Annotated in this window: 26 protein-coding genes; 14 read left to right on the plus strand and 12 right to left on the minus strand. The window is 31.3% G+C overall.

The features are described from left to right. Nucleotides 1-31: 31 nt before the first annotated feature. The 5 genes from IEW41_RS02305 to IEW41_RS02325 are packed head-to-tail and all read right to left on the minus strand — an operon-like array spanning nt 32 to nt 6,169. Nucleotides 32-1,018, minus strand: coding sequence for an SDR family oxidoreductase (locus IEW41_RS02305; protein ID WP_188604723.1), 987 nt, complete (start codon nt 1,016-1,018; stop codon nt 32-34). Continuing rightward, the gene (locus IEW41_RS02310) at nt 1,018-2,310 is read right to left on the minus strand and encodes a nucleotide sugar dehydrogenase (protein ID WP_188604724.1); all 1,293 of its coding nucleotides are present in this window, start codon (nt 2,308-2,310) and stop codon (nt 1,018-1,020) included. Before IEW41_RS02310 ends, IEW41_RS02305 begins: the two co-directional genes overlap by 1 nt. 3 nt (nt 2,311-2,313) lie before the next feature. Next, nucleotides 2,314-2,901: a sugar transferase gene (locus tag IEW41_RS02315; protein ID WP_229660145.1), complete on the minus strand. Its 588-nt coding sequence runs from the start codon at nt 2,899-2,901 to the stop codon at nt 2,314-2,316. 7 nt (nt 2,902-2,908) lie between these two features. Beyond that, the gene (locus IEW41_RS02320; RefSeq protein WP_188604725.1) at nt 2,909-5,359 is read right to left on the minus strand and encodes an exopolysaccharide transport family protein; all 2,451 of its coding nucleotides are present in this window, start codon (nt 5,357-5,359) and stop codon (nt 2,909-2,911) included. Nucleotides 5,360-5,371: 12 nt separating this feature from the next. Continuing rightward, the gene (locus tag IEW41_RS02325; protein ID WP_188604726.1) at nt 5,372-6,169 is read right to left on the minus strand and encodes a polysaccharide biosynthesis/export family protein; all 798 of its coding nucleotides are present in this window, start codon (nt 6,167-6,169) and stop codon (nt 5,372-5,374) included. Nucleotides 6,170-6,273: 104 nt separating this feature from the next. Between IEW41_RS02325 and IEW41_RS02330 the strand changes: the two genes are divergently transcribed. From IEW41_RS02330 to IEW41_RS02365, 8 genes are all read left to right on the plus strand, one after another. Then, a complete protein-coding gene (locus IEW41_RS02330; RefSeq protein WP_188604727.1) occupies nt 6,274-8,139 on the plus strand; it encodes an ABC-F family ATP-binding cassette domain-containing protein in 1,866 nt (621 codons plus the stop codon). Nucleotides 8,140-8,141: 2 nt separating this feature from the next. Beyond that, nucleotides 8,142-8,912, plus strand: coding sequence for an O-methyltransferase (locus IEW41_RS02335; RefSeq protein ID WP_188604728.1), 771 nt, complete (start codon nt 8,142-8,144; stop codon nt 8,910-8,912). 77 nt (nt 8,913-8,989) lie between these two features. Further along, complete coding sequence (locus tag IEW41_RS02340) at nt 8,990-9,673, plus strand: ABC transporter ATP-binding protein (RefSeq protein ID WP_188604729.1); 684 nt, start codon at nt 8,990-8,992, stop codon at nt 9,671-9,673. A 168-nt stretch (nt 9,674-9,841) separates the two neighbouring features. Further along, nucleotides 9,842-10,417 carry a cob(I)yrinic acid a,c-diamide adenosyltransferase gene (locus tag IEW41_RS02345; RefSeq protein WP_188604730.1) on the plus strand — a complete coding sequence of 192 codons (576 nt, stop codon included), beginning with the start codon at nt 9,842-9,844 and terminating at the stop codon, nt 10,415-10,417. 156 nt (nt 10,418-10,573) lie between these two features. Further along, nucleotides 10,574-10,795: a DUF2795 domain-containing protein gene (locus IEW41_RS02350; RefSeq protein ID WP_010177336.1), complete on the plus strand. Its 222-nt coding sequence runs from the start codon at nt 10,574-10,576 to the stop codon at nt 10,793-10,795. 173 nt (nt 10,796-10,968) lie between these two features. Continuing rightward, nucleotides 10,969-14,328: a preprotein translocase subunit SecA gene (secA, locus tag IEW41_RS02355; RefSeq protein ID WP_188604731.1), complete on the plus strand. Its 3,360-nt coding sequence runs from the start codon at nt 10,969-10,971 to the stop codon at nt 14,326-14,328. Nucleotides 14,329-14,595: 267 nt separating this feature from the next. Then, a complete protein-coding gene (locus IEW41_RS02360; RefSeq protein WP_188604732.1) occupies nt 14,596-15,030 on the plus strand; it encodes a hypothetical protein in 435 nt (144 codons plus the stop codon). A 244-nt stretch (nt 15,031-15,274) separates the two neighbouring features. Further along, complete coding sequence (locus tag IEW41_RS02365) at nt 15,275-15,871, plus strand: toxin-antitoxin system YwqK family antitoxin (protein ID WP_188605576.1); 597 nt, start codon at nt 15,275-15,277, stop codon at nt 15,869-15,871. Between the two features lie 155 nt (nt 15,872-16,026). Here IEW41_RS02365 and IEW41_RS02370 read toward each other — a convergent pair whose 3' ends face one another. From IEW41_RS02370 to IEW41_RS02385, 4 genes are read right to left on the minus strand one after another with little or no spacing between them, the layout of a single operon-like run. Beyond that, nucleotides 16,027-16,719 (minus strand): peptidoglycan DD-metalloendopeptidase family protein, encoded by a 693-nt coding sequence (locus tag IEW41_RS02370; RefSeq protein ID WP_188604733.1) that lies wholly within the window; start codon nt 16,717-16,719, stop codon nt 16,027-16,029. 30 nt (nt 16,720-16,749) lie between these two features. Then, on the minus strand, nt 16,750-18,195 hold the full coding sequence (locus tag IEW41_RS02375; RefSeq protein WP_188604734.1) for a hypothetical protein: 1,446 nt from the start codon (nt 18,193-18,195) through the stop codon (nt 16,750-16,752). 11 nt (nt 18,196-18,206) lie between these two features. Next, a complete protein-coding gene (locus IEW41_RS02380) occupies nt 18,207-18,770 on the minus strand; it encodes a hypothetical protein (RefSeq protein ID WP_188604735.1) in 564 nt (187 codons plus the stop codon). Next, a complete protein-coding gene (locus IEW41_RS02385) occupies nt 18,754-19,302 on the minus strand; it encodes an RNA polymerase sigma factor (RefSeq protein WP_188604736.1) in 549 nt (182 codons plus the stop codon). The genes IEW41_RS02380 and IEW41_RS02385 overlap by 17 nt, the downstream gene beginning before the upstream one ends. Before the next feature lie 186 nt (nt 19,303-19,488). Here IEW41_RS02385 and IEW41_RS02390 point away from each other — a divergent pair, with 186 nt between their 5' ends. The 3 genes from IEW41_RS02390 to IEW41_RS02400 are packed head-to-tail and all read left to right on the plus strand — an operon-like array spanning nt 19,489 to nt 21,473. Beyond that, entirely contained in the window at nt 19,489-20,061 is a 573-nt protein-coding gene (locus tag IEW41_RS02390) for a DUF2911 domain-containing protein (protein ID WP_188604737.1), read from the plus strand. Nucleotides 20,062-20,080: 19 nt separating this feature from the next. After that, nucleotides 20,081-21,166, plus strand: coding sequence for a methylmalonyl Co-A mutase-associated GTPase MeaB (gene meaB / locus IEW41_RS02395; protein WP_188604738.1), 1,086 nt, complete (start codon nt 20,081-20,083; stop codon nt 21,164-21,166). After that, the gene (locus IEW41_RS02400; RefSeq protein ID WP_188604739.1) at nt 21,159-21,473 is read left to right on the plus strand and encodes a hypothetical protein; all 315 of its coding nucleotides are present in this window, start codon (nt 21,159-21,161) and stop codon (nt 21,471-21,473) included. The genes meaB and IEW41_RS02400 overlap by 8 nt, the downstream gene beginning before the upstream one ends. Here the strand turns inward: IEW41_RS02400 and IEW41_RS02405 are convergent. Then, on the minus strand, nt 21,466-22,407 hold the full coding sequence (locus IEW41_RS02405; RefSeq protein ID WP_188604740.1) for an NAD-dependent epimerase/dehydratase family protein: 942 nt from the start codon (nt 22,405-22,407) through the stop codon (nt 21,466-21,468). The genes IEW41_RS02400 and IEW41_RS02405 overlap by 8 nt on opposite strands. 124 nt (nt 22,408-22,531) lie before the next feature. On the opposite strand from IEW41_RS02405, the gene IEW41_RS02410 reads away from it, so the two are divergent. From IEW41_RS02410 to IEW41_RS02420, 3 genes are read left to right on the plus strand one after another with little or no spacing between them, the layout of a single operon-like run. Next, a complete protein-coding gene (locus IEW41_RS02410) occupies nt 22,532-23,248 on the plus strand; it encodes a glycosyltransferase family 2 protein (protein WP_188604741.1) in 717 nt (238 codons plus the stop codon). Beyond that, the gene (locus IEW41_RS02415) at nt 23,245-23,883 is read left to right on the plus strand and encodes a lipid-A-disaccharide synthase N-terminal domain-containing protein (protein ID WP_188604742.1); all 639 of its coding nucleotides are present in this window, start codon (nt 23,245-23,247) and stop codon (nt 23,881-23,883) included. The genes IEW41_RS02410 and IEW41_RS02415 overlap by 4 nt, the downstream gene beginning before the upstream one ends. Continuing rightward, nucleotides 23,861-25,480, plus strand: coding sequence for an ArnT family glycosyltransferase (locus IEW41_RS02420; RefSeq protein ID WP_188604743.1), 1,620 nt, complete (start codon nt 23,861-23,863; stop codon nt 25,478-25,480). The genes IEW41_RS02415 and IEW41_RS02420 overlap by 23 nt, the downstream gene beginning before the upstream one ends. Here IEW41_RS02420 and IEW41_RS02425 read toward each other — a convergent pair. Further along, a complete protein-coding gene (locus IEW41_RS02425) occupies nt 25,470-26,045 on the minus strand; it encodes a phosphatase PAP2 family protein (RefSeq protein ID WP_188604744.1) in 576 nt (191 codons plus the stop codon). The genes IEW41_RS02420 and IEW41_RS02425 overlap by 11 nt on opposite strands. Then, on the minus strand, nt 26,045-26,272 hold the full coding sequence (locus IEW41_RS02430) for a DUF8828 family protein (RefSeq protein WP_188604745.1): 228 nt from the start codon (nt 26,270-26,272) through the stop codon (nt 26,045-26,047). The genes IEW41_RS02425 and IEW41_RS02430 overlap by 1 nt, the downstream gene beginning before the upstream one ends. Between the last annotated feature and the right edge of the window lie 3 nt (nt 26,273-26,275).

A 26,275-nucleotide genomic window follows, 5' to 3' on the forward strand; every position in this document is an offset into this window, starting at 1 on the left:
ATAAGAAACTTTATTTATTGAAGATTAGGTATTAAGTATGCTTTACAAAATAATCCCAAGTGATTTTTAACCCTTCACGAACTGTGAATTGCGGTTTATAGCTCAACAATTTTTCTGCTTTAGAAATATCAGCCAATGAATCTCTCACATCGCCTTGACGTTCAGGACCATATTCTGCTTCTAAATTAGAGTTTGCTGCATTTTTTAATGAGTCCCATAAATAATTTACACTAATACGCTCACCACAGGCTACATTAAAAACTTGATTACTAGCAGTTTTTGGTGCAAAAAAACCTCTAATATTTGCTTGTACTGCATTATCAACAAAAGTAAAATCGCGTGTTTGCTCACCATCACCATTTATTTTTGGTGCATTATTATCTTTTAGAGCTTGCATAAATAATGGAATTACAGCAGCGTAAGCTCCATTTGGGCTTTGTTTTGGTCCAAATACATTAAAGTAACGTAAGCCTATAACGTCTGTATTATAGGTTTTTCCAAATACATCTGCATACAACTCATTTACATATTTAGTTACTGCATATGGAGATAATGGTTTACCTATATTATCTTCAACTTTAGGAAGTGCTTTGCTATCGCCATAAGTAGAACTTGAAGCGGCATAAATCATACGCTTAACTGAAGTGCTTTCTTTTAAGGCAATCATCATGTTTAAAAACCCAGAAATATTAACATCATTAGTTGTTGCTGGATCATTTATAGACCTTGGCACAGAACCTAAAGCAGCTTGATGCGTAACATAGTCTATATCTATCATTGCATCTTTACAGGTTTGTAAATCACGAATATCTCCTTCTATAAGTTCAAAAGATGGATTGGCTTTAAACTCTGCTAAATTTTCTCTGTATCCATTAGAAAAATTGTCCAGTACTCTTACTAGTTTGGCATTATTCTTTAATAAATATTCAACTATATTAGAGCCAATAAAGCCTCCTCCTCCAGTTACTAGAAATTTTAATTTTGATAAATCTGTATTATGATAATTGTTTGTGTACATTATAATCTTGCGTCAGATTGATTACTTGGAAGTAATGATTTTACATCAAAAACAACTCCTATATCAGACTTTAATTTAGTTATATCTAATTCTAAAAACTCATTGTGAGATACTGCTAATACAATGGCATTGTAATCTTTTTTTAATTCTTCTGAGGTAGTAATTAAATCTAAACCATACTCATGTTTAACTTCTTCAGCAGAAGCCCAAGGATCAAAAACATCTACATTTACGTCATAAGTTTTAAATTCTTTAATAATATCTATAACTCTTGAGTTTCTTATATCTGGACAGTTTTCTTTAAATGTAATTCCTAAAACTAAAGCGTTTGAGTTTTTTATAGTTGCCCCTTTTTTAATCATCATTTTAACCGTTTCTTGAGCAACATATCCACCCATACTATCGTTCATTTTTCGACCAGCTAAAATAATTTCAGGATTATACCCTGTTTCAATTGCTTTTTGAGCTAAATAGTAAGGATCTACACCAATACAGTGACCTCCAACTAAACCTGGTGAAAAGTTAATAAAATTCCATTTTGTTCCAGCGGCTTCTAAAACGGCTTTTGTATCTATATCTAGCAAACGGAAAATTTTAGACAACTCGTTAACAAAAGCTATATTAATGTCTCTTTGTGAGTTTTCAATGACCTTTGCTGCTTCTGCCACTTTTATTGAAGGTGCTTTATGAGTTCCTGCTGTAATTATAGATTTGTATAATTGATCTACTTGTTCGGCAATTTCTGGTGTTGAACCAGAAGTAACTTTTAATATTTTGGTAACTGTATGTTTTTTATCTCCTGGATTTATTCGTTCTGGTGAATATCCAGCAAAAAAGTCTTTATTAAATTTTAAATTTGAAACCTCTTCTAAAATAGGCACACAAACATCTTCAGTAACACCAGGATACACTGTAGATTCGTAGATAACAATATCTCCTTTTTTTAATACTTTACCAACCGTTTCACTTGCTTTTACTAAAGGTGTAAAAACTGGTTTATTTAAAGCATCAGTTGGAGTAGGCACTGTAATGATATAAATGTTAGAAGACTCTAAATCTTTAGGATTGTTAGACACTAGCAAACCTTTTTTAGAATCATGGCTTGATGTTAAAACAGATTTTAAATCTGAATTATCTACTTCTAATGTTCTATCTATTCCTTGTTTAAGTTCATCAATACGTTTTTGATTGATATCGAAACCTGTTACGTGATATTTTTTTGAAAATTCAACTGCTAACGGAAGTCCAACATAGCCAAGTCCAATAACAGTAATTTTGTTTGTAAAACTCATTATTTAATTTGTAATTGATTGAATTATATACTTCAAATCTAAATAAAAACTCCAATTTTTAATGTACATTTTATTTATTTCTACCTTATCTTTCCAAATAATCGTTCTATTGTAATTTTCAGGGTCAACTTGTTGAGACAAAAGCACTTCTTCGTTTTTATACTTAATAGTTGCTGGACCAGTTACACCTGGCTTTATTTCTAAAATTATTCTGTCTTCACCTTCTAAAACATCAGCGAAACCTTCAATATCTGGTCGCGGACCAACAAAGCTCATATCTCCCTTTATCACATTAAATAATTGTGGGAGTTCATCAAGTTTATATCGTCTTAAAAATTTACCAAATGAAGTAGCACTTTTATCTAAAGAACCCAATCTGTGTGGTTCATTTTTTAATGTTCGTATTTTAAAAATATTGAACAATTTTCCATATTGACCAACTCTGTATTGAGAAAAAATTCCATACTCTTTAGTGTCAACTGAAGCAATAATAACAAATATAAACAGAGGGATAATTATAATAGGAATAAGTAATATTGCTAAAATTAAATCGAATATTCGCTTAACTTTTTTATCTGTTTCTGTAATCAAAAAGCATCTATTTTTTATTCAACTTAAAAAATGATTTCATTTTATTTAATAACGACTGTTTTGAGTCGTCTTCATGATATCCATAGCCATAACCGTAGCCGTAGCCGTAACCATAACCATAACTTTGATTCTTTTTATGTGAATAGTAATTAAATAAGAAACTAATGTTTTTTACTTCTCCTCTTTTGTACTTATCATTAATTAAGGAAAGCATTTCTTTTTTTGTGTAATTCTGTCTAACCATATATACTGTGGCATCTGCATATTCTACTAATTCAACAGCATCTGTTACCAAACCTAATGGAGGTGAATCTAGAACTATTATATCATAAGTCTTTTTTAACTCATTTATAAAAACATCCATACGATCGCTCATTAACAATTCTGATGGATTTGGAGGAATTGGTCCAGATGTGATTACATCTAGATTTTTAACCTGAGTTGTTTGTGTTATCTCATTAAGTGTTTTGTCTCCAATTAAATAATTGACCACTCCAATTTCATTATTTACAAAGAAGTCGTCGAATATTTTTGGTTTTCTTAAATCTAAACCTACTAATACAGTTTTCTTATCTGTTAAAGCAAAAACTGAAGCAATATTTATTGAGCAAAATGTTTTTCCTTCTCCACTGATAGATGAAGTAACTAAAACGGTTTTAGTACCTTCAATATTTTGACTTTTATACATAAACTGTAAGCTCGATCGAACAACCCTAAACGCTTCAGATATAGCAGATTTAGGATTATTTATTACTGCTAGATTACCTGTGTTTTTATATTTACCTATAATACCCAATACAGGAATTTTAGATAATTTCTCAATATCAGCTACAGTATGAATATTATTATCTAAAAATGTAATTAGTACTATAAAAGCTAGCGGAATTAATATTCCAACAAATATGGCAATGATATAATTCATCTTTGTGTCAGGACCAATTAAGCCTCCACCAATATCTTTAGCTTCGTCAATAACATTTATATCTGAAACATTAGCTGCTTTTACAACTGCTGCCTCACCTCTTTTAGCTTGAAAAATATTATATGCTTGATCACTTAAGTTAAACTTTCTCTGAATTTTGAGAAATTTTTGTTGATCTTGAGGTAATTCACTCAACTTATACTCTAAATTAGCAATTGTATTATTTACAGTGTTTAGTTGTATTCTTAAAGTTCTAACTGTAGAATTGATAGTTTCTAAAAGCACATTCTTCTCTGCATTAATTCGCCTATCGATATCTTTAAATAAATCTGAACTTTCCTTTGTGGTATATTGAAGTTTTTGCCTTTCGGTTGATAAATCTATTATCTTTCTAACACTTGCAACAATATTAGTTTCATTAATACCTGCAGTTGTTGGCGCAGCAATATTGGTGTAATCGGTTTTAGTCAATAAATATTTCTCTAGAGAGTTTAAATATTCTATTGTAGTATTAATTTCACGCTTTTTAAAATCATACTCTTTTAACTCATCTGAAATCTTACTTCCTTCTGCATCAATATTAAAAAGCTTATTTTCTTTTCTAAAAGTGTTCATTTCGTCTTCAACATCTTTTAGCTTTCCTGAAACAGCTGCTAAACTACTATCAATAAACTTAATTGTTTTAGTAGCATAAAGGTTTTTTCTTTCCAGTTCAGTCTTACTTAAAATCTCTGTTGTAGCATTTAAAAAATCTACAATTTTTGATTTATTAGACCCAGTTAAAGACAATGTTAAAACAGACGATCCTTTAGAATAAGGTTCAACGGCAATTAAATTTTTATATTGGTTAACTACACCATCAAAATTTAAAAATTGGATATAAAATTCAGCACCTTTAACTGGTTTTAATAATTCTCTCCTGTTAATTGTACCATTTAAAAAAGGGAGATTTATTCGCTCTCCAAACCTAAACTTCTTAGTAAATTCACCTGATGGAATGTTGATAGCTATTTTTTCTTTAGTACTATAGATTTGAGCTTGAGATATATTAGATTCATAAGCAGTAAAAATCTCGAATTCATTATCGTTTAAAAATCTAATCCCAATTGGCTGCCCTAATAATTGCCCTTGAGATTTATCTATATCGATTATAAAAGGAGCATTTTTATAAATATCATTTTTTCTGTATTTACCTTGCTCTAAATATTGAATATAGTATTGAAGCGAATCTAGTACTTTCTCATTATGACTTCTTGTCTTTAAAGTTGTCATAACAGTTTGAACTTTATTAGTTACTCCTCCCCAATTAAACGAAATACTAGTATTTGATGTAAAAAAAGGATTTTGCTCATTCTCAACAGAAATTAATGAGTTTAGCTTGTAAATATTCTCTTTCCTTACGTTTTTGTAGTAAGCAATACTTAAACCAATTGCTATGGTTAAAACAAATACTTTCCAATAACTTATTACTTTGAATATAAATGCTTTTATATCAAAACTAGATTGTAATTCATTAAAATCTATTTCTTCATTCATGGTTTAAAAGCATTATAAATTTCTTGCTAAAAATATTGATGTCGTAATTAATGACAAAACAGAAACAATAGTAGCCAAAGTCTGAGTACCAGTTGCTCCAGTTCCCCAAGATTTTTGTTTTAATGGCTTTACATATATTATATCATTCGGCTGAATGTAATAATATGGTGATTTCATTACATTAATATCTGTTAAATCTAAATGATGAATAATCTGACCTTGTGGATATTGCCTTATAATTAATACATCTTTTTTATCACCTGTAACTGGAATCTCTCCTGCATTTGCTATAGCTTCAAAAATATTTGCGCGTTCTTGAAACATAATTATTGTACCTGGCTTACCAACTTCTCCATTTGCAGTAAATCTTAACCCTGATAATTTTACTGTAACAAAAATATTAGCAGCTTCTTTAAATTGCTCTTCAAGCAATTTTTTTTCAATAGCCTGCTCTATTTCAGCTGTAGTAAAGCCTAAAACATTTATATTTCCTAAAGTTGGCACTCTAATATTACCATGCATATCAACAGTAAAACCATCAAAATATGATTTTGCTTCTGCACCTGCATTTAAACTTCCTCCATCTCCAATAGGATTTAAAATACTTACATTATTTTGATCTAATGCTTTTACTCGAATACTTAAAATATCATTAATCTGAACGCGATATGGCTTTTGTTGCTCAACCATAATTTGCAAAGAATCTGTTGCTGCGTTTTTGTTTTGTAGATACAACGTATCTTTATGTGGTATACACGAAGTTAATAATACGCTAAATACTAATCCAATAACCAATAAAACTCTATTCATATTGCAAAAACTTGTTGTATCACAAATATAGCTTATCACTATGAATATCAAAACTAATATGCTTTTTTTTGGTTTAATGTACGTTATTTGCAAAAAATATTGCTTTGAATTATTTAACAGTAGAACAAATATCAAAATCGTATGGTGAGCTAGAATTGTTTAGCGACCTATCATTTAGTATACATAAAGATCAGAAAATTGCATTTATTGCTAAAAATGGAAGTGGTAAAACTTCTATTTTAAATATTTTATCTGGAGATGATTCACCTGATGATGGACAAGTTATTATTAGAAATGGTTTAAGGCTATCTTTCTTATCTCAATCACCAGTTTTTGATGATAATTTAACTATTGAAGAAACTATATTCAATTCAGATTTACCAATACTTAAAATAATTGCAGATTACGAACATGCCTTATTACATCCTGAAGATGAAGATGCTTATCAAAAAGCATTTGAAAAAATGGATGCTCAAAATGCTTGGGAATTTGAGTTACAAGTAAAACAAATTTTGTTTCAACTAAAGTTAGATCAACTTGATCAAAAAATAAAAACACTTTCTGGTGGACAAAAAAAGCGTCTATCGTTAGCAAAAGCGCTTATAAATAATCCTGATTTGTTAATCTTGGATGAGCCTACCAATCATTTAGATTTAGAAATGATTGAATGGTTAGAGCAATATTTTGCAAAAGCACAAATTACCTTGTTTATGGTAACACACGACAGGTATTTTTTAGAGCGAGTATGTAATGAAATTATCGAATTAGACCACGGAAAATTATACACATATAAAGGAAATTACTCTTACTATTTAGAGCAAAAAGAAGCTCGTATAAATAATGAAAATGTCGAAGTTGGCAAAGCCAAACAGCTTTTCAAAAAAGAACTAGATTGGATGCGTCGTCAGCCTAAAGCTCGTACTACAAAATCTAAATCGCGTATTGACGATTTTCACGATATTAAAGCTAAAGCTAGTCAACGCCGTAAAGATCACACTGTTCAGTTAGAACTCAATATGGAACGTTTGGGAAGTAAAATTGTAGAGTTTCATAATGTATCCAAATCCTTCAAAGACAAAACAATCCTTAAAGGTTTTGAGTACGTCTTTAAAAAAGGAGAGCGTATTGGTATTATAGGAAAAAACGGAACAGGGAAATCTACTTTCTTAAATATGCTAACACATACCATTGCGCCTGATGCTGGAAAAATAGTAATTGGCGACACTGTAAAGTTTGGCTATTACACTCAAAACGGAATTGAAGTTAAAGTTGGACAAAAAGTAATTGAGGTTATTAAAGAATTTGGTGAGTACATACCACTAACTAAAGGTCGTCAAATTAGTGCTGGGCAACTTTTAGAGCGTTTTATGTTTGATAGAAAAAAGCAATATGATTATGTTGAAAAATTAAGTGGTGGCGAACAAAAACGATTGTATTTATGTACAGTATTAATTCAGAATCCTAACTTTTTAATTCTCGATGAGCCAACCAACGATTTAGACATTGTAACCTTAAATGTATTAGAAGAGTTTTTATTAGATTTTCCTGGATGCTTACTTGTTGTTTCTCATGATAGGTATTTTATGGATAAAATTGTTGATCATTTATTTGTGTTTAAAGGCGAAGGTGAAGTTGAAGATTTTCCTGGTAATTATTCAGATTATCGTGAGTATGAAGCCTCTGCTCCTGCTATTATTGAAGAATCGGTTTCTAATGCTGAAAACGCTTCTAATCAAAAACAAAATGATGCCAACAAACTATCGTATAATGAGCAAAAAGAATACAAATCTTTAGAGAGTAAAATCAGATCTTTAGAACTAGATAAAAAAGCTTTAGAAGCAAAGTTTAATGATACTTCTTTAACACAAGAACAAATAAACAAACTATCACAAGAATTACAGGTAATTATAAATACTATAGAAGAAAAAGAGGCACGCTGGTTTGAGCTATCCGAAAAATTTGAATCATAATTATGTTTAAGGTTTTAGCATACATAAAATTCTTACTAAAATCTACCAATCAACATGGTGTTCATTCTCCTTTTGTTTACAATCTGGTTACAAAATGTTTTTACGACAATACCAATTATGAAGATTATACTAAATTAAAATCATACAAAAACTCATTATTAAATAACAAAAGTAAACTCGAAATCACAGATTTTGGAGCTGGCTCAAAAATTTTTAAAAGCAATTCACGAGCAGTTAATAGAATAGCAAAACATTCTGGTTCAACCATAAAAAGAGCTAAATTACTCTACAGATTAACTACTTATTTCAAGCCTAATTCTGTTTTAGAGCTAGGTACATCTTTAGGCATTGCAACTCAAGCTATGGCTTTAGGAAACTCTAAATCTAATATTACAAGTATTGAGGGTTGCAAAAATATTTCAGAATTTGCATCACAACAATTATCAAATTTTAAAATTAATAATGTGCAATTAAAAACAGGAGCATTTAATGATGTAATTCCTACTTTAAATCAGCCAGAATGGGATTTAATTTTTTTTGATGGTCATCATAATAAAAAAGCCACAATCAACTACTTTAATATGTTAGTTGATACAGCCCAAAACGATTCGGTATTTATATTCGATGACATACATTGGTCTAAAGAAATGACACATGCTTGGGAAGAAATTAAGCAACATCATAAAGTTACAGTAACTATAGATACCTTTTTTTGGGGATTTGTTTTTTTTAGAAAAGAACAAGTTAAAGAACATTTTACAATCAGATTGTAACAACTTGCTAACTTTGGCGTCATATTATTCGTAAATCCTGTATCTTGCAGGAGCTTTTATTTTCAAAAAAGAAGAACATGAGTAACGTTATCCATATTAGAAACATTATTAGAAATTTTCAATTAGGCTCAGAAACCGTTTATGTTTTAAAAGGCATTGATTTAGACATCGAACGTGGAGATTATGTAGCTATTATGGGACCATCAGGTTCAGGAAAATCTACTTTAATGAATCTATTGGGTTGTTTAGATACACCAACAGCAGGAACTTATATTTTAAACGATCAAGACGTAAGTCAGTTAAGTGATGACCAATTAGCAGAAATTAGAAACAAAGAAATTGGTTTTGTATTTCAAACGTTTAACTTATTACCTCGTACAACTGCATTAGATAATGTTGCATTACCTATGATTTATGCTGGAGCTTCAAAAAAAGAACGCGTAGCACGTGCTGAAGAAGTATTAACAGATGTTGGATTAGCAGACAGAATGGATCACAGACCTAACGAATTATCTGGAGGACAACGTCAACGTGTTGCTGTAGGTAGAGCTTTAGTTAACAAACCATCTATTATACTTGCTGATGAGCCAACAGGAAATCTAGATTCAAAAACCTCATTAGAGATTCTTCAATTATTTGATGATATCCACGTAGCTGGTAACACAGTTATTGTAGTTACTCACGAAGAAGATGTTGCAGCTCGAGCAAAGCGTGTTATTCGTTTACGTGATGGCTTAATAGAAAGTGATGTAAGAAATTAAGAGATGACTACCATTTTAATTTTATTAGGATTTTATATACTAATAAGAGTTATAGGTAATAATTGGAATCGAAAAAGAGCACTAAAAAATCAAGACTCCATCTTCAGAAAACGAAAATTTAGAAAATAAAAATATCACTTTTCAGCTTTTATATTTTACCTTTGAGATATGAAAATCTACACCAAAACAGGTGACAAAGGCACCACAGCATTATTTGGAGGCACACGAGTTCCTAAACACCATATTCGCATAGAAAGCTATGGAACTGTTGATGAACTTAACTCACACATTGGATTAATTCGCGATCAAAACATTAATCAGCATTATAAAAATATATTAATGCAAGTTCAGGACAGATTGTTTACAGTAGGAGCAATTTTGGCAACCGATCCAGAAAAAGCAGTTTTAAAAAGTGGCAAAGACCGATTAAATATTCCAAAAATTTCTGAAGCAGACATCACACTTTTAGAACAAGAAATGGATGATATGAACGAAGCTCTTCCTCCTATGACACACTTTGTATTACCAGGAGGACATCAAACTGTGTCATTCTGTCATATTGCACGTTGTGTTTGCCGTAGAGCAGAACGTTTGGCCTCAGCACTTAATGATTTAGAACCTTTCCAACCTGAAACATTAAAGTATCTTAACCGACTTTCTGACTATCTATTTGTGTTGGCACGGAAGTTGTCTAATGACTTACAAGCCGAAGAAATTAAATGGATACCTAAAAAAGAATCCTAATAAAAACTTGGCATTTACCATTTTTTTGCTTTATTGTTGTAAGCCAAGAAAATACGTAAAAATTGTACGCTCTTTTTATTAATGAAAATAATTCATTTTTTTCTTGACTTTTTGAACTAAAAATTTATTTTTGCAGAAATTTAAAACGAATAACAAATGTATTGGACTCTAGAATTAGCATCTTATTTAAGTGATGCGCCTTGGCCAGCAACTAAAGACGAATTAATTGATTACGCTATCCGAACAGGAGCACCTTTAGAAGTTGTTGAAAACTTACAAGCTATTGAAGACGAAGGTGATTCTTACGATTCAATTGAAGAAATTTGGTCAGATTATCCAACAGACGAAGATTACCTCTGGAATGAGGACGAATATTAAATAAATCAAAAAAAATAGTTAAAAAAGTCTCATATAGAGACTTTTTTTGTGCGCTATTTTTTAAAAAACATAACACAAACCGTATCTTTGTTAGCCTTAAAAAGCGAAACAAACACGTTCACTAAAATAAAGTTGACTGTAAAGCAACTTAAAAACTTAAACATATAAACCCAATGAGTTTATTAAATTCAGTATTAAAGGTATTTGTTGGCGACAAATCTAAACAAGACGTAAAAGCCATCACTCCTATTGTTAACCAAATAAAAACTTTCGAAAGCGCTTTAGAAGCTTTATCTCATGACGAATTAAGAGCAAAAACTGCTTTTTTTAAATCTAAAATTGCAGAAGCAAGGCAGCCTTTTAACGATAAAATAGAGAAACTTCAAAAAGAAGCCGATGAAACTGAAGACATCGACCAAAGAGAAGATATTTATCAAGAAATAGACAGAATAAAAGATGATATTTATAAAGCAACTGAAGATACTCTTAACGATATACTTCCTGAAGCCTTTGCAGTAGTTAAAGAAACCGCAAAGCGTTTTGTAAATAACACTTCAATTCCTGTAACAGCTAGTACTTTTGATAGAGAAATATCTGGAGCTAAAAGTTATGTAACTCTAGATGGCGATAAAGCCGTTTGGGCAAACTCTTGGGATGCTGCTGGTAAAGCCATCACTTGGGACATGATACATTACGATGTTCAGCTTATTGGTGGTGTTGCACTTCATCAAGGTAAAATTGCCGAAATGCAAACAGGTGAAGGTAAAACCCTTGTAGCATCTTTACCAATGTACCTAAACGCTCTTGCTGGAAAAGGTGTTCACTTAGTAACTGTTAACGATTACCTTGCAAAACGTGATAGCGCTTGGATGGCTCCAATTTTTGAGTTTCATGGGTTGAGTGTAGATTGTATTGATTACCACAAACCAAATTCTGACGCTCGTAAAAAAGCATATAATGCCGATATTACTTATGGTACCAATAACGAATTTGGTTTTGATTACCTACGTGATAATATGGCACATTCGCCTGACGATTTAGTACAACGTCCACATCACTACGCTATTGTGGATGAGGTCGATTCTGTATTAGTCGATGATGCTCGTACACCATTAATTATTTCTGGTCCAGTACCTCAAGGAGACAGACACGAGTTTACAGAGCTAAAACCAAAAGTAGATTCTATTGTCGAAGTACAACGTAAATATTTAACTGGTGTTTTAGCTGAAGCTAAAAAATTAATTGCTGAAGGTGATACTAAAGAAGGTGGCTTTAAATTATTACGAGCTTACAGAGGTATACCAAAAAACAAAGCTTTAATTAAGTTTTTAAGTGAAGAAGGAATAAAACAACTACTTCAAAAAACTGAAAACTTTTACATGCAAGACAACAATCGTGAAATGCCTAAGGTAGATGAAGAGTTGTACTATGTAATTGATGAAAAAAATAATCAGGTAGAATTATCTGATAAAGGTGTTGAGTATCTTTCAGGAAAAGAAGATCCAAACTTCTTTGTGATGCCAGAAATTGGTACTGAAATTGCAAAAATAGAAGCTCAAAATCTTTCTAAAGAAGCTGAAGCTGATGCTAAAGAAGATTTATTTAGAGATTTTGGTGTAAAATCTGAACGTATTCATACACTAAACCAATTGCTTAAGGCTTATGCATTGTTCGAAAAAGACATTCAATATGTTGTTATAGATAACAAAGTAATGATTGTTGATGAGCAAACTGGTCGTATTATGGATGGTCGTCGTTATAGCGACGGATTACACCAAGCGATTGAGGCTAAAGAAAACGTAAAAATTGAAGCTGTTACGCAAACCTTTGCAACAGTAACACTTCAAAATTATTTTAGAATGTATCGCAAACTGTCTGGTATGACAGGTACTGCTGTTACTGAAGCTGGTGAGTTCTGGGAAATATACAAACTAGATGTTGTTGAAATCCCAACCAATAGACCAATTGCTCGTGATGATAGAGAAGATTTAGTTTACAAAACGAAGCGTGAAAAATACAATGCTGTAATTGATGAAGTAACAAAACTATCGCAAGAAGGCAGACCAGTACTTATTGGTACAACTTCGGTTGAAATTAGTGAGTTACTAGGAAAAATGTTAACCATTCGTAAAATTCCTCATAACGTATTAAATGCGAAGCTTCATAAAAAAGAAGCAGACATTGTTGCTGAAGCTGGACAACCAGGACAAGTAACTATTGCAACCAATATGGCTGGACGTGGTACAGACATTAAATTATCTGAAGCTGTAAAAGCTGCTGGTGGTTTAGCAATTGTAGGTACAGAGCGTCACGATTCGCGTCGTGTTGACAGACAGTTACGTGGTCGTGCTGGTCGTCAAGGAGATCCAGGAAGCTCACAATTTTATGTGTCTTTAGAAGATAACCTTATGCGTTTATTTGGTAGTGAGCGTATTGCCAAAATGATGGACAGAATGGGATTAGCTGAAGGTGAAGTTATTCAGCATTCAATGATATCAAAATCTATTGAGCGCGCTCAGAAAAAAGTTGAAGAAAATAACTTTGGTGTTCGTAAGCGATTATTAGAGTATGATGATGTGATGAACGCGCAACGTGAAGTTGTTTACAAACGTCGTCGTCATGCCTTACATGGTGAGCGTTTACGTGTCGATTTAGCAAATATGATTTATGACACGTCTGAAAACATTGCACTTACCAACAAAGCAGCTAATGACTTTAAAAACTTTGAGTTTGAGTTAATTCGTTATTTCGCGATGAGTTCACCAATAACTGAAGCTGAATTCAATAAGTTATCAGAGCAAGATATTGCAGGAAAAATATATAAAGCTGCCTTTACACATTACAAAGAAAAAATGCAACGTAATGCAGATTTAGCGTTCCCTGTAATTAAAAATGTGTACGAAAATCAGCGTGATAAATTTAAGCGTATTGTTGTGCCTTTTACAGATGGTGTAAAAAACTTACAGGTTGTTACAGATTTAGAAAAAGCTTACAATACTAAAGGAAAACAGCTTATTGCAGATTTTGAAAAGAACATTACACTAGCCATTGTTGATGATGCTTGGAAAACGCATTTACGCAAAATGGACGAGTTAAAACAATCGGTTCAATTAGCTGTACACGAGCAAAAAGACCCATTATTAATTTATAAGTTTGAAGCTTTTGAATTATTTAAGGTAATGATAGACCAAGTAAATAAAGATGTGATTTCGTTTTTATTTAAAGGTGAGTTACCAAACGAAACAACAAATGCTATACAAGAAGCACGTCAGCCACGAAAAGACGATTCATTAAAAACACAAAAAGACGAGATTCCTAATATGGATGAGCGTGCAGCACAAAACAGAGCTGCAGGTAACACACAACGTCAGGAAGTGGTAGAAACTATTGTACGCGACCAACCAAAAATTGGACGTAACGACAGAGTGACTATAAAACATGTTATGAGTGGCGAAAACAAAACCGTTAAGTACAAACAAGCTGAGCCTTTAATTGCAAAAGGCGAATGGGTGTTAACTGAACATAATAACTAAATTATTGTCACTTCGAGTGAAAAAAATATTTGTCATTCTGCACTTGATGCGGAATCTAAAAAATCCTGATAAAACTATCAGGATTTTTTTGTGACCTAAGCTTAAAATTACGTAGAACTACGTATAGTTTTTTAAATTTTAAAAACCTAACTTCGTTTAACTATCGATATAAATAATTGAAACAATCCATATCGTAACATTGTGTAACATTTGAAAAACTCTCATTTGGAAGAAAAACATAAATTCACTCAACCAATAATTAATTCGATGAAAACTCTTCTAAAGGGAGAAATTACATTTTCTGAAAGTTATAAAAAATGGATAGTGAAAGCTAATGTGAAATGGAATAAAAGATATATAAGAATAAATCTAGATTCAAGAAAAACGGATTTGGTAACAGATTTTTCTATTTGTTCACTAACTAAAGCAAAGTTCTTTACTTTTCTAAGTAGATCTGACTCATACAATTTTTCTGGAAAGAAAAGTGAATACTCAGAATTATTACTTGAAAGTGTTGAAACGCAATATTTAATGGATAGTAAAAATCCAATAATTAAATTGGAAGGTAAGTCTCTGATTTTTGAAGGCGGAATAAGAAAAAAAGATATCTCAAGTTTATCTAATGTGTTCAAATTATTTGAAATACTGATGGATGAAATAGAGTGGAAACAAAAAGAAAACGTTACACAACACCATGTATAATTAATTGCTAGCGCAAAATTATACACTAAGCCACGTCACTTCGAGTGGTTCGAAAAGTGAATGTATCGAGAGCATAATCTAAAAATCCTGATAAAACTATCAGGATTTTTTTTGTGACCTAAGCTTAAAATTACGTAGAACTACGTATAGTTTTTTAAATTTTAAAAACCTAACTTCGTTTAACTATCGATATAGATAATTGAAACAATCCATATCGTCGCATTAGGCACAATTTGACGAAACAATGAAATTAACGATTTTCATATTACTTTTTTCTACAATTTCTGGATTTAGTCAAGAAATAAAATTCAATCTATTTTTGAAAGATTCTTGTTCAAATAAAGTAGAAAGTAGCTTTAACTATTATCTTGAAAAAAATGGAACAGAATATCATATAACGGATTTTGAAAATGGTACAATTATTCTTCCGACTAAAGGAGAGTATGAACTTATCGCAACCGAAATCGGAGAAACACACAAAATTGCAATTGACAAACTAATAAATTCGGACACTCTAATCAAACCGAGAATTGATGAGTATATTAAAATGACCAACGTCTCATTTACGAAAAACACAAGTAAAGAAGGGCTTAAAAAACTTGGTATAATCCCTAATAACAAGTTTATGAATTGTGATAAGGTTTGTGACGGAACTGAAACGGATTACTACTCTAATGGAAATATTCGACTGAAAGCAGAGTTTGAAAATGGACTTGCAATTGGAGAATTAAAAAGGTATTACCAAAGTGGAAAAATAAAAGAAATTTCTATCTATGACAAGGATGGAATTTTAATAAAAAAAACTCTATTTAATGAAAATGGAGAAATAAAAAAAGAATAAAAACTGTGCCTAACAAAGTATATAAAAAATTGCTTTTTTAGGCATAACCGATGTTAGTTGCTCGTTTGCTAGCTTCTGATTTTCCTTCGGAAAATCCTCGCTCACAAACACGCAACAAACCATATACATAAACGTTAAACGAAATCTCAAAAAAACTACTCAATTTTCAATAGTACATTTGGGTTTGGGCAATTGTTTAAATAAAACTCCACATCGTGTTTGTTACTCACACCAGGATAATCGCCTTTATAATCTTGCATATCTTTTATAACCTGAAAATGTAAATGCGGAGGATAATCGCCATTTACAGTTGCATCGCCTAAAGTAGCTATCTTTTCGCCTTGCTTAAAAACTTGCCCTTCTTTTAAATTTGCAATTGAGGCAACACTTAAATGTCCATAAAGCGTATAAAAGCTAATGCCTTTTATCTCATGCTTTAATATTATTGTTGGTCCATAATCGCCATAATTGGTATTGTTTTTAAAACTATGTACTGTTGCATCTAAAGGTGTAAAAATTGGAGCATTGGCTGCTAACCACAAATCTAAACCTATATGAATATTGCGTTCGGTTTCGGCATTTGCTTGGTTAAAATAATTGCTACGTTGGTAAATGTTTCGGGTTTCGTTATAACCACCATAAGCTACCAGAGCGTTATTACTTTTAATGTGGTTATTTATATACACCTCTAAATCATCAGAAGAACTTACATTAACCTTTTTTAGTTCTGTATTAGTCACAGACAAATCTAAAGGAATGTACTTATGTAAAGGAATTGCAGCATCTAAAACCGAAAGTGGTTTGCTACTTATTTGATTAAGAAAACTTGAGAAGTTGCTAGAGGCCATGAGAAATTCATTTCCTCAAAAATAAGGAAACTATTGCATTGTTACTTCGCTAAATTTTGCATTAATAACAATGGTTTTACCACTCATTAAATCTCCTGTAGAAAATGTTGTGGTTGTATTGGTTTTGCTTTTTGGGTGCTTTAATTTAGATCGGCTGCCTTTATATTGCAAATTATGAGCTATTGCTGGCAGTACAATTAAAGCTTCACTGTTTTCTAATATTATATTAAGATTATTAAACGTGTCTAGTATTTTGTTGATATTAAGTTCGCCAAAACTACCATCGATAACTGCATTACCTTTTAGGTTATTAATATTAATGTTTGACGAATTAGAGTTAAGCACCATTCGGTTTACATTTTCAATTAGTGCTTTATCTACATAATTAAGTTTTAACTCACCTAAATTCCAATTTGTAATTAACACTGGAGAATAAGAAACATTGATGGAAGTTTGGCTTCCATCAATGCTATTTGCTGTTAGTGCAGAGTGCGATATATTACCACGTAAATTAGTAATAACTGAAGCAAACTTAAGCTCGCCATGTCTCACATTCATTTTTAACTTTGCCTTTTTAGGCATCTTAATTTTTATTGTCTTTTTTACTTTGGTATTGACTTTGTTTTCAATAGTTCTGGCAATTTGAACTTTACGATTTTCTAAAGCTTCTTGTCTGTCTTTCATTGCTTCCTGTCTGCTCTCCATTGCTTTACTTCGCTCTTCCATAGCTTTTGTGCGAGCTTCCATTTGCTTGCCAAATTTTTCTCCCCAAGCTGCCATTTTCTCTTCGTATTCTTTGCCAAATTTCTCTCCAAATTTCTCTCCCCATTTTTCCATGTCTTTAGAGTAGGCCTCAAAATTGGTTTCACCAAATTTAATTCCCCAAGCTTTCATTTTATCTCTAAACTCTTTACCATATTTGGTTTCATATTCTTTACTCCATTTATCTAGATATTTCTCGCCATCTTTTTTGTAGGCATCATAATCAAAATTAATAGAGCTTATACCACTAGGTAATTCTGGTAGTTCAGGCATTTTTGGCATTTCTGAAAAATGTTCAAAATTGGGCATTTCAGGAAGCTCAGGAAATTCTGGCATCTCAGCCAATTCAAACTCTAAAGCTCTTAAGGCTGCAAAAGACTCATCATCAAAACCAGAAAAACCTGTCCACGTATTAAATGATCCTTTAGACTCAATTGTTACTTCTGCGCCAGAACCACTTACTGTAATGTTCCAGTTTTTTAATTCTTCCTGCAACTCTTCTTTCGATAATTTTTCACCTTCAATATAGGCTTCAATTTCAATTTCATCCTTGCTCCAAGTATCAACCTCAATATTTGTATGACTTGTATTTAAATTTATTGTCACATCGCTATTGGCTTTTACCGATTTGGATAATTTTTGTTGTTTTTGCTGTGCTGATATACTAAAAGTAGTTACCAACATAAGCAATACTATTATTTTATTTGTTTTCATTTTTATTTCTTTTAGGTAGTACTCTGATGATTATCAGATGTATTTAATTCATTAAGTTGTTCTTTAAGACGATATAATAAATTAAGACGCAGCTTTAAGTTGTCAATTAGTGCACTAACTGTTAGCTCATTTGGTCCAGATTCGGTTAACTCAATAGATAACCTTTTGTACTCATTATTGAGTTCTTCAAGCCTTACAATATAACTATCAAACAATTCTTTATTTTCAGATGTTAACTTTACAGAGGCTAACTCTAAATTGATATTAGCAACATAATAGTCTTCAACTTTTTTTAGATCTGGAGAAACATCTCCTAAAGATTTTAAAGTTACCACTTGCTCATCTGGTGTTATGTTTTCTATAGGCTTTTCAAAAAAGCGATAAGCACCAAAACTTAATCCAAAAAGAATAACCACACTTGCTGCTATGCTCCAAACACTGAAACGTTTATTGATTGATTGCGCTGGCAATTCTTTTTCTAACTTCTTTAAAAATCTAGCTTCATGACCTTCTGGCATTTTTCCAGTTTTTAATTCTCGGTCATCATTAAACATTTTTTTAAGATCTTGTGCCATGATGTAATGGTATTAATAGTTCTTGTAATTTTGTTTTTCCTCTTGATAAATGTGTTCTTGAAGCAACTTCGGTAATATTTAATATTTGGGATATTTCTTGGTGATCATACCCTTCAATTAAATATAACATAACCACATATTTATATTTATCTGGCAGTTTTTCTATTGCTTCCTTAACCTCATCTAGCGTTATTAAATCGTCCACTAACCAATCGTCATTAGTTGCATCAACAACTTTAAGGTGCACCTCATCTAAATCTAGCAATTGCTCTTTTTTAGATTTAAGTACGTCGATACTTTTATTAATAACGATGCGTTTTAACCAAGCGCCAAAAGTTACTTCGCCACTGTATTGATGTAGTTTACTAAAGGCTTTTATAAAGGCTTCTTGTACGATATCTTCAGCTTCCATTGAATTCTTTACAAACCTATTAGCAACCATAAACATACCATCACAATACTGATTGTACAGTTGCAACTGTGCTTTTCTGTTGTGCTGCTTGCATTTTTCAATGATATCGGTTTGAAACATGCTTTAGTAATACTTTTGGTTATTAGTTGAGTTCATTATAAAGACGACACAAAAAATGAGTTGTTGCAAAAAATTAATTTTTTTTTGAAAATTAGTATCATTTTTTAACAAATCTACGTTAAGAGCTTTATACATCAATGTTTTTAAATTATCTTTATACCTATTAATTAACCTATTAGTTTATTTATGAATACGTTTTTAAAACGCCTGTTAATTATCCTTGCTATTGTTACAGTTGGATTGTTTTTATACTCATACTTTGTTGAAAATTTATTTGCTAAACGTTTAAGTCCAAAAGATACTGTTCGGTTTGAACTAAATGATACTGAGCTAGAAGTTACGTACAACAGACCTTCAAAAAAAGGAAGAGAAGTTTTTGGTGCTTTAGTACCATTTAATGAAGTATGGCGAACTGGAGCTAATGAGGCAACAACCTTTTCTACCAATAAAGATTTAATGATACAAGGTATTTATGTACCTAAAGGTGACTATACATTATGGACAATACCAAGTGATAGCACATGGAATTTTATTTTAAACTCCAAACAATATCCTTGGGGAGTTGATGACCAAATGAAACCTATGCGTGATCCTCAATTTGATCTTTTAGAAATTGATGTGCCTGTTCATCATTTAAGTGATATTGTAGAGCAGTTTACAATAGCTTTTGATAATACAACAGATAGGCTGAAGCTAACAATGGCTTGGGATACTACAAAAATTGAAGTACCTTTAGATATTGTGAAAGAACAAGAATAATAGGTAAAACCTCTGTGTTTTGAGTAAAAAACCCAAACAACATCCAACAGCATTACACGAAAAAGAAGGTGTTTCAGATTCAGAAATAACTAACACATCTGCTATTAATAGCATAAAAAGCAAACGTCAATCACAACCAACAACAGACGATTTGGTTAATGCTATTCTAAAAGGTGATATTACAGCATTAAGCAGAGCTATTACACTAGTTGAAAGTACAAATCCGCAACATTTACAAAAAGCAAATGCAATTATAAAACAGTGTTTGCCACACGCTAATAAGTCTGTACGTATTGGTATTACTGGTGTTCCTGGAGTTGGAAAGAGTACTTTTATTGAAGCTTTTGGAACACATTTAACCCATTTAGGCAAAAAAGTAGCTGTATTGGCTGTTGACCCAAGTAGCTCGTTAACTAAAGGTTCTATTTTAGGTGATAAAACCAGAATGGAAGATTTAGTTAAAGATAAAAATGCATTTATCAGACCTTCAGCTTCTGGCACTTCACTTGGTGGTGTTGCCAGAAAAACTCGAGAGTCTATTATTTTATGTGAAGCTGCTGGTTTTGATACTATTATTATAGAAACTGTTGGTGTTGGACAAAGTGAAACTGCTGTTCATAGTATGGTAGATTTCTTTTTATTGCTTCAACTCGCAGGCGCTGGTGACGAATTACAAGGCATAAAACGTGGTATAATAGAAATGGCTGATGCTATTGCTATAAATAAAGCTGATGGTGATAATCTTAAAAAAGCTAAGCTAGCCAAAGTAGAGTTTAACAGAGCGTTGCATATGTATCCTGCTAAAGATTCTGGTTGGCAACCAAAAGTAATGCTATGTAGTGCTTTAAATGAGGATGGTATTTCTGAAATATGGGAACTTATTGAAACTTATATAAGCGAAGCTAAAAACAATACCTTTTTTGAACAAAAAAGAAATGAGCAAAATAAGTTTTGGCTACTTCAAACTATAGACGACAGACTAAAATCTGATTTTTATAATGCTTCAGAAATAAAAAAAGAGTTGAGTAATCAATTGGCTTTAATAGAAAGTGGTAAAACAACACCATTTGCAGCTGCTGAGTATTTATTAAAATTAAATGACTAAAAAAAAAGTTATATATATAATCCTTGCCATAAGTAGTTTATTCTTAATTGCATCTATTTATACAAATTATAAGATGTACATTCATTACTCCAACGCTAGTGGAAAAACTCAAGCTTTGTTTGGTATTAATGAGCTATTACAATATGGATATAAAAAATTATTTGGAGTTTTTCCATTAATAGGATTAATCCTCTCATTATACATTTCAAGAAATAAAGACATTAGGTTTATGTCTTTATTTGCAGCTCTAGTCTCATTAATTACAGTAATATTTTCAGTATTTAGTATATGGCGAGTTTTTATTTGAAATTCTCCTTAAACCAAGCTACTTGATACTTAACAGCATCTAATAAAGTAGTCTGCGGATTGTAGTTTAGTAATTTTCTTGCTTTGTCTATATTAGCTTTAGTACGTAATTGGTCTCCTGCACGTTTAGCAATAACATTAATTTTAATTTTTTTTCCCAACACTTGCTCAACAGCTTCAATACCTTCTTGGGTTGTATGTTCAACCTCAGTTCCAAGATTTATAATTTCGCCATCAACTTTAGCTTCGTTACCAATTACACTAACAACACCATCAACTATATCTCCAACATAGGTAAAGCTACGTAAGTGTGTATCACTACCTTCAAATAAAGGAAACGCCTCATCTTTTAATCCTAAATCTATTAGTTTTGTGTACATTTTTTCTGGACGCTCTCTTGGTCCAATTACAGAATACAATCGTAAAGAACAAGATTTAAACTTCTCTTCTCTACTCTTTTGTAGTACTAATTGCTCTGCTGCTAATTTAGTAACGCCATAATGCGATGCTGGCTTTGGTGCAATAGATTCAGGGAAAGTAGCTTCTAATCCATAAATTGAAGACGTACCAATATTTACAAATAACTTTAAATTATTACACTTTAAAGCATAATCAATAAGATGTTTTGTAGCAATTATATTATTAGTAAAATAGTCTTCAAAAGTAGATGTTGATGAAATACCTGGTTGTGCCGCAAAATGAAAAATATAATCTACATCTGTTGGTAAAACTGTACTAAGATTATCTTCTCTTAAATCTTGTTTTATAATAGATATTCCTTTAGAAGTTAATGCTTTTGCGTTTAAATTTTTAAGTGTGAGACTATAGTAATCAGAAAAATTATCGACACCAATAACTTCGTGTCCTAAACTATGTAAACGTTCTGCTGTATGTGAGCCAATAAAACCAACTGCTCCTGTTACTAATATTTTCATTAAAAATCTTTTTAGGCTTCAGTATTAAAAGTATGCAATTTACTATCTTTTTTATAGAATATCGTATCATTTTTTATCCTATAAATTAAAAAAGAATATTTTTGTACTACCTAAGCCAATTCAAATGAATTATAAGTTCACCATAGTTGTACCAGTTTATAATGAAGAAGATAATCTGGAACGTGTTGAAAAAGAACTACTCCAATATACCACAATTGCATCTGTTAGTACAAAGGTTTTGTTTGTTAATGATGGGTCTAAAGATAAAAGTTTAGAGCTCATTGAAGCTATTTGCAAACGCAATCATGCTTTTGAATTTATTTCGTTTGAAAGTAACAGAGGTCTGAGTGCTGCTATAAAAGCTGGTTTTGATTATACAACTACAGAGTTGGTTGGCTATATAGATTCTGATTTACAAACAGCTCCAGAAGATTTTAATCTGTTATTACAACATATAAGTGATTACGATTTAGTTACTGGTGTTAGAGCTAACAGAAAAGATAGTTTTGTAAAAAACATGTCTTCAAAAATAGCAAATGGTATTCGTAGAGCTTTTACTCACGATGGTATGGATGATACTGGTTGTCCTTTAAAAGTGATTAAAACAGATTATGCAAAGCGAATTCCAATGTTTAAAGGTTTGCATCGCTTTTTACCTGCTATGGTAATGCTTCAAAATGGTAAAGTAATTCAAATTCCTGTGCAACATTTTCCTCGAATTGCTGGTACTGCTAAATTTGGCCTTTGGAATAGATTACTTGGTCCTCTTATGGATTGTTTTGCATACTTATGGATGAAGAAAAAATATATTAACTACACAGTAAATAAAAAAAGTGAATGAGCGATTGGTTAATTTATAGTATTGGATTTGTTGCTCAGATTTTGTTTTCGTCGAGACTCATTATTCAATGGATAGTTTCAGAAAAACAAAAAAGAGTTATCACTCCAACTACTTTTTGGACCTTGAGCTTAGTTGCTTCATTTTTACTATTTATTTATGGGTATTTAAGACAAGATTTTGCCATTATGTTAGGGCAAAGTTTAACTTACTTTATTTATATACGTAACCTACAATTGCAAGGTGAATGGAAACGATTTCCAAAAGTTGTACAATGGACATTGTTGTTAATACCAACACTAATAATCATCTACTATTTTAACAATAATAAGATTGATGTTGATTTGTTATTTAAAAACGAAAACATTCCTTTTTGGTTATTAATTTTAGGTATTGTATCGCAACTCATTTTTACTTTTCGCTTTGTTTATCAGTGGCTATATTCTGAGTTTAAAAAAGTTTCTGCATTACCATTTGGTTTTTGGTTATTAAGTTTGGTTGGCTCACTTTCTATACTAGTTTATGCTATTTTTAGAAGAGATCCTGTTTTATTTGTTGGTCATGGTCTTGGCACAATTATTTACACCAGAAATCTATTTTTAATAAAAAGAACAAATGCTGAAATCACTTCAAAATAAACCCATACTATTTATTTCGCTTGTTGTGATTGTTATGTTAATCTTTAGCATTGACACCTTGCCAGTAAGCATTATGGAAGCTCGTAATTTTATTACTGCAAGAGAAATGATTACTGATGGTAATTGGTTATTAACAACAATGAATGGTGAAGCCAGATATGAAAAACCTCCTTTACCTACTTGGTTTTCTGCTGTTTTTGGATTGATTTTCGGAATTAAATCTGTTGTAGCATTTAGATTTCCTACCCTCATTTTAATTACAATAATAGGTGTGTTTACTTTTTTACTTTCAAAAAAACTGGTTAACAACACTTCTCATAGCCTAATAAATGGATTAATAGTAATTACATCTTTTTATGTTATAGGAATTACCCTTGAAGCACCTTGGGATATTTACACACATGGTTTTATGCTAGTTGCTATTTATTATTTATTTCAACTTTTTGGTAGTGAAAAAAATAATGTTAAACATATTCTATTAGCTAGTTTTTTTATGGGTTGCTCTATACTTAGCAAAGGTCCTATTTCTATTTACGCATTACTATTACCATTTTTATTCGCTTATGGGTTTTCATACAAATACAAAAATGTAAAATCGAAATTATTGCCATTTCTTATTGTGTTTGTTTCAGCAATTATAATTGGTGGCTGGTGGTTTTTGTTTGTGAGGTTAACCGATCCTGAAACGTTTATTTCAATTGCCGAAAGAGAAACAAGTAATTGGCATAGCTATAATGTAAAACCGTTTTATTACTATTGGAGTTTCTTTACCCAAAGTGGCATTTGGACAATTCCTGCATTTATTAGCTTGCTTTATCCTTATTTAAAAACAAGAGTTAGCAACCTAAAAGCATATAAATTTAGTTTATTCTGGACGCTTTTTGCTGTGATTTTATTATCCGTTATTCCTGAAAAAAAATCGAGATACTTAATGCCAGTTTTAATTCCTTTGGCAATAAATACTGGTTTTTATATTGAATACTTAATAAGGAGATTCAAAGACATAAAAGACAAAAAAGAAACGATTCCTGTTTATTTTAATTTCGGACTTATTGCTTTAATAGGAATTGCAATTCCTGTTATTGTTTATTTACAATTAGAAGGTGAGTTTTCAAATATATTACTGTTTATAGTTGCAACAATTGTAGTATTATCTATCAGCTTGTTGTTGATTTATCAATTAAAAAAGAAAAATATAGAACATAGTTTTTTGCTTACAGTTGTGTTTTTTGTTTCGGTTTTCATGTTGGTTCTTCCTCTTTTAAAACCTATTATAGGTACTGCTAACAAACCTATTTCAAATTTAAAACAAGATAATTTTAAAGTTTACGGATTTAATTATGTGTCACCTGAAACCATTTGGCAATATGGAGACAAAATTCCACCTATAAAATTAGAAGATGGAACTTTCAATTTTCCTAAAGAACATCAATTTGGAATGCTTGTAAATGGAATTAGCCCTGAAGATTGGGAAGTTTTACTATCTAAATATAATGTTCAAGAAGTTGATGAGTTTGATCTTAATGCTGTGCCTTCAGATTCAAAAAAATATAATGGTCGATTAAATAACTATTATTATATACTCACTAAGAACTAATAAGTGTTCTTATTAAATATTTATTGAGTTTATAAAAAGCTACTGCTGATATAGCTCCAAAAGTCATTCCGCATAAGATATCTAAAGGATAATGAACACCTAGATAAACTCTACTGTAAGCCATAGCTAATGCCCAAACAACAAGAATATATGGTGCAAATTTAAAACGGTCTTTAAGCATTAATCCCGTAAAAACTGCAACAGCCATTGAGTTAGAAGCATGCCCAGAAAAGAAACCAAACTGACCACCACAGCCTTCTCTCACAACTCGCATTCCTCTTTCTAGAAGTTCAGCAGTATGACAAGGTCTTAATCTGTGAAAACCGCTTTTAAATAAATTGGTAATTTGGTCAGTAAACAATACCATTAACGCAACTACCAAAACGGTAATAATAAAAGGATTTTTACCAACTTTTTTATACATCAAATACAATAAAAGTGCATAAAACGGAATCCAGTTTAGCTTAAATGTATAAGCAAGCCAAAAGCCATCCCAAGTTGGAGTACCTAAACTGTTTAAATAAAAGAAAAGATCTGTATCGTATTGAATTAATTGGTCAATCATTATTCGTTATATCTTGCTATTTCTCTATCGTAAAAATCAGTTGCTTGTTGTATTAAGTTTTCAACTTCAGATTCTAATTCTTTTTCATCATGATCATCAAACTCTTCAAGCCATTCTACATCATCATTTTCTAAATTAAGAATAAATCGTGGAAAATCTGTATGTATTATATAAATAGCATCAGGAAAATCTGTATTATCTCCAAGAATAAATTTTGGTAATTCCATATA

The organism is Aquaticitalea lipolytica (assembly GCF_014641635.1).
Taxonomy (GTDB): domain Bacteria; phylum Bacteroidota; class Bacteroidia; order Flavobacteriales; family Flavobacteriaceae; genus Aquaticitalea; species Aquaticitalea lipolytica.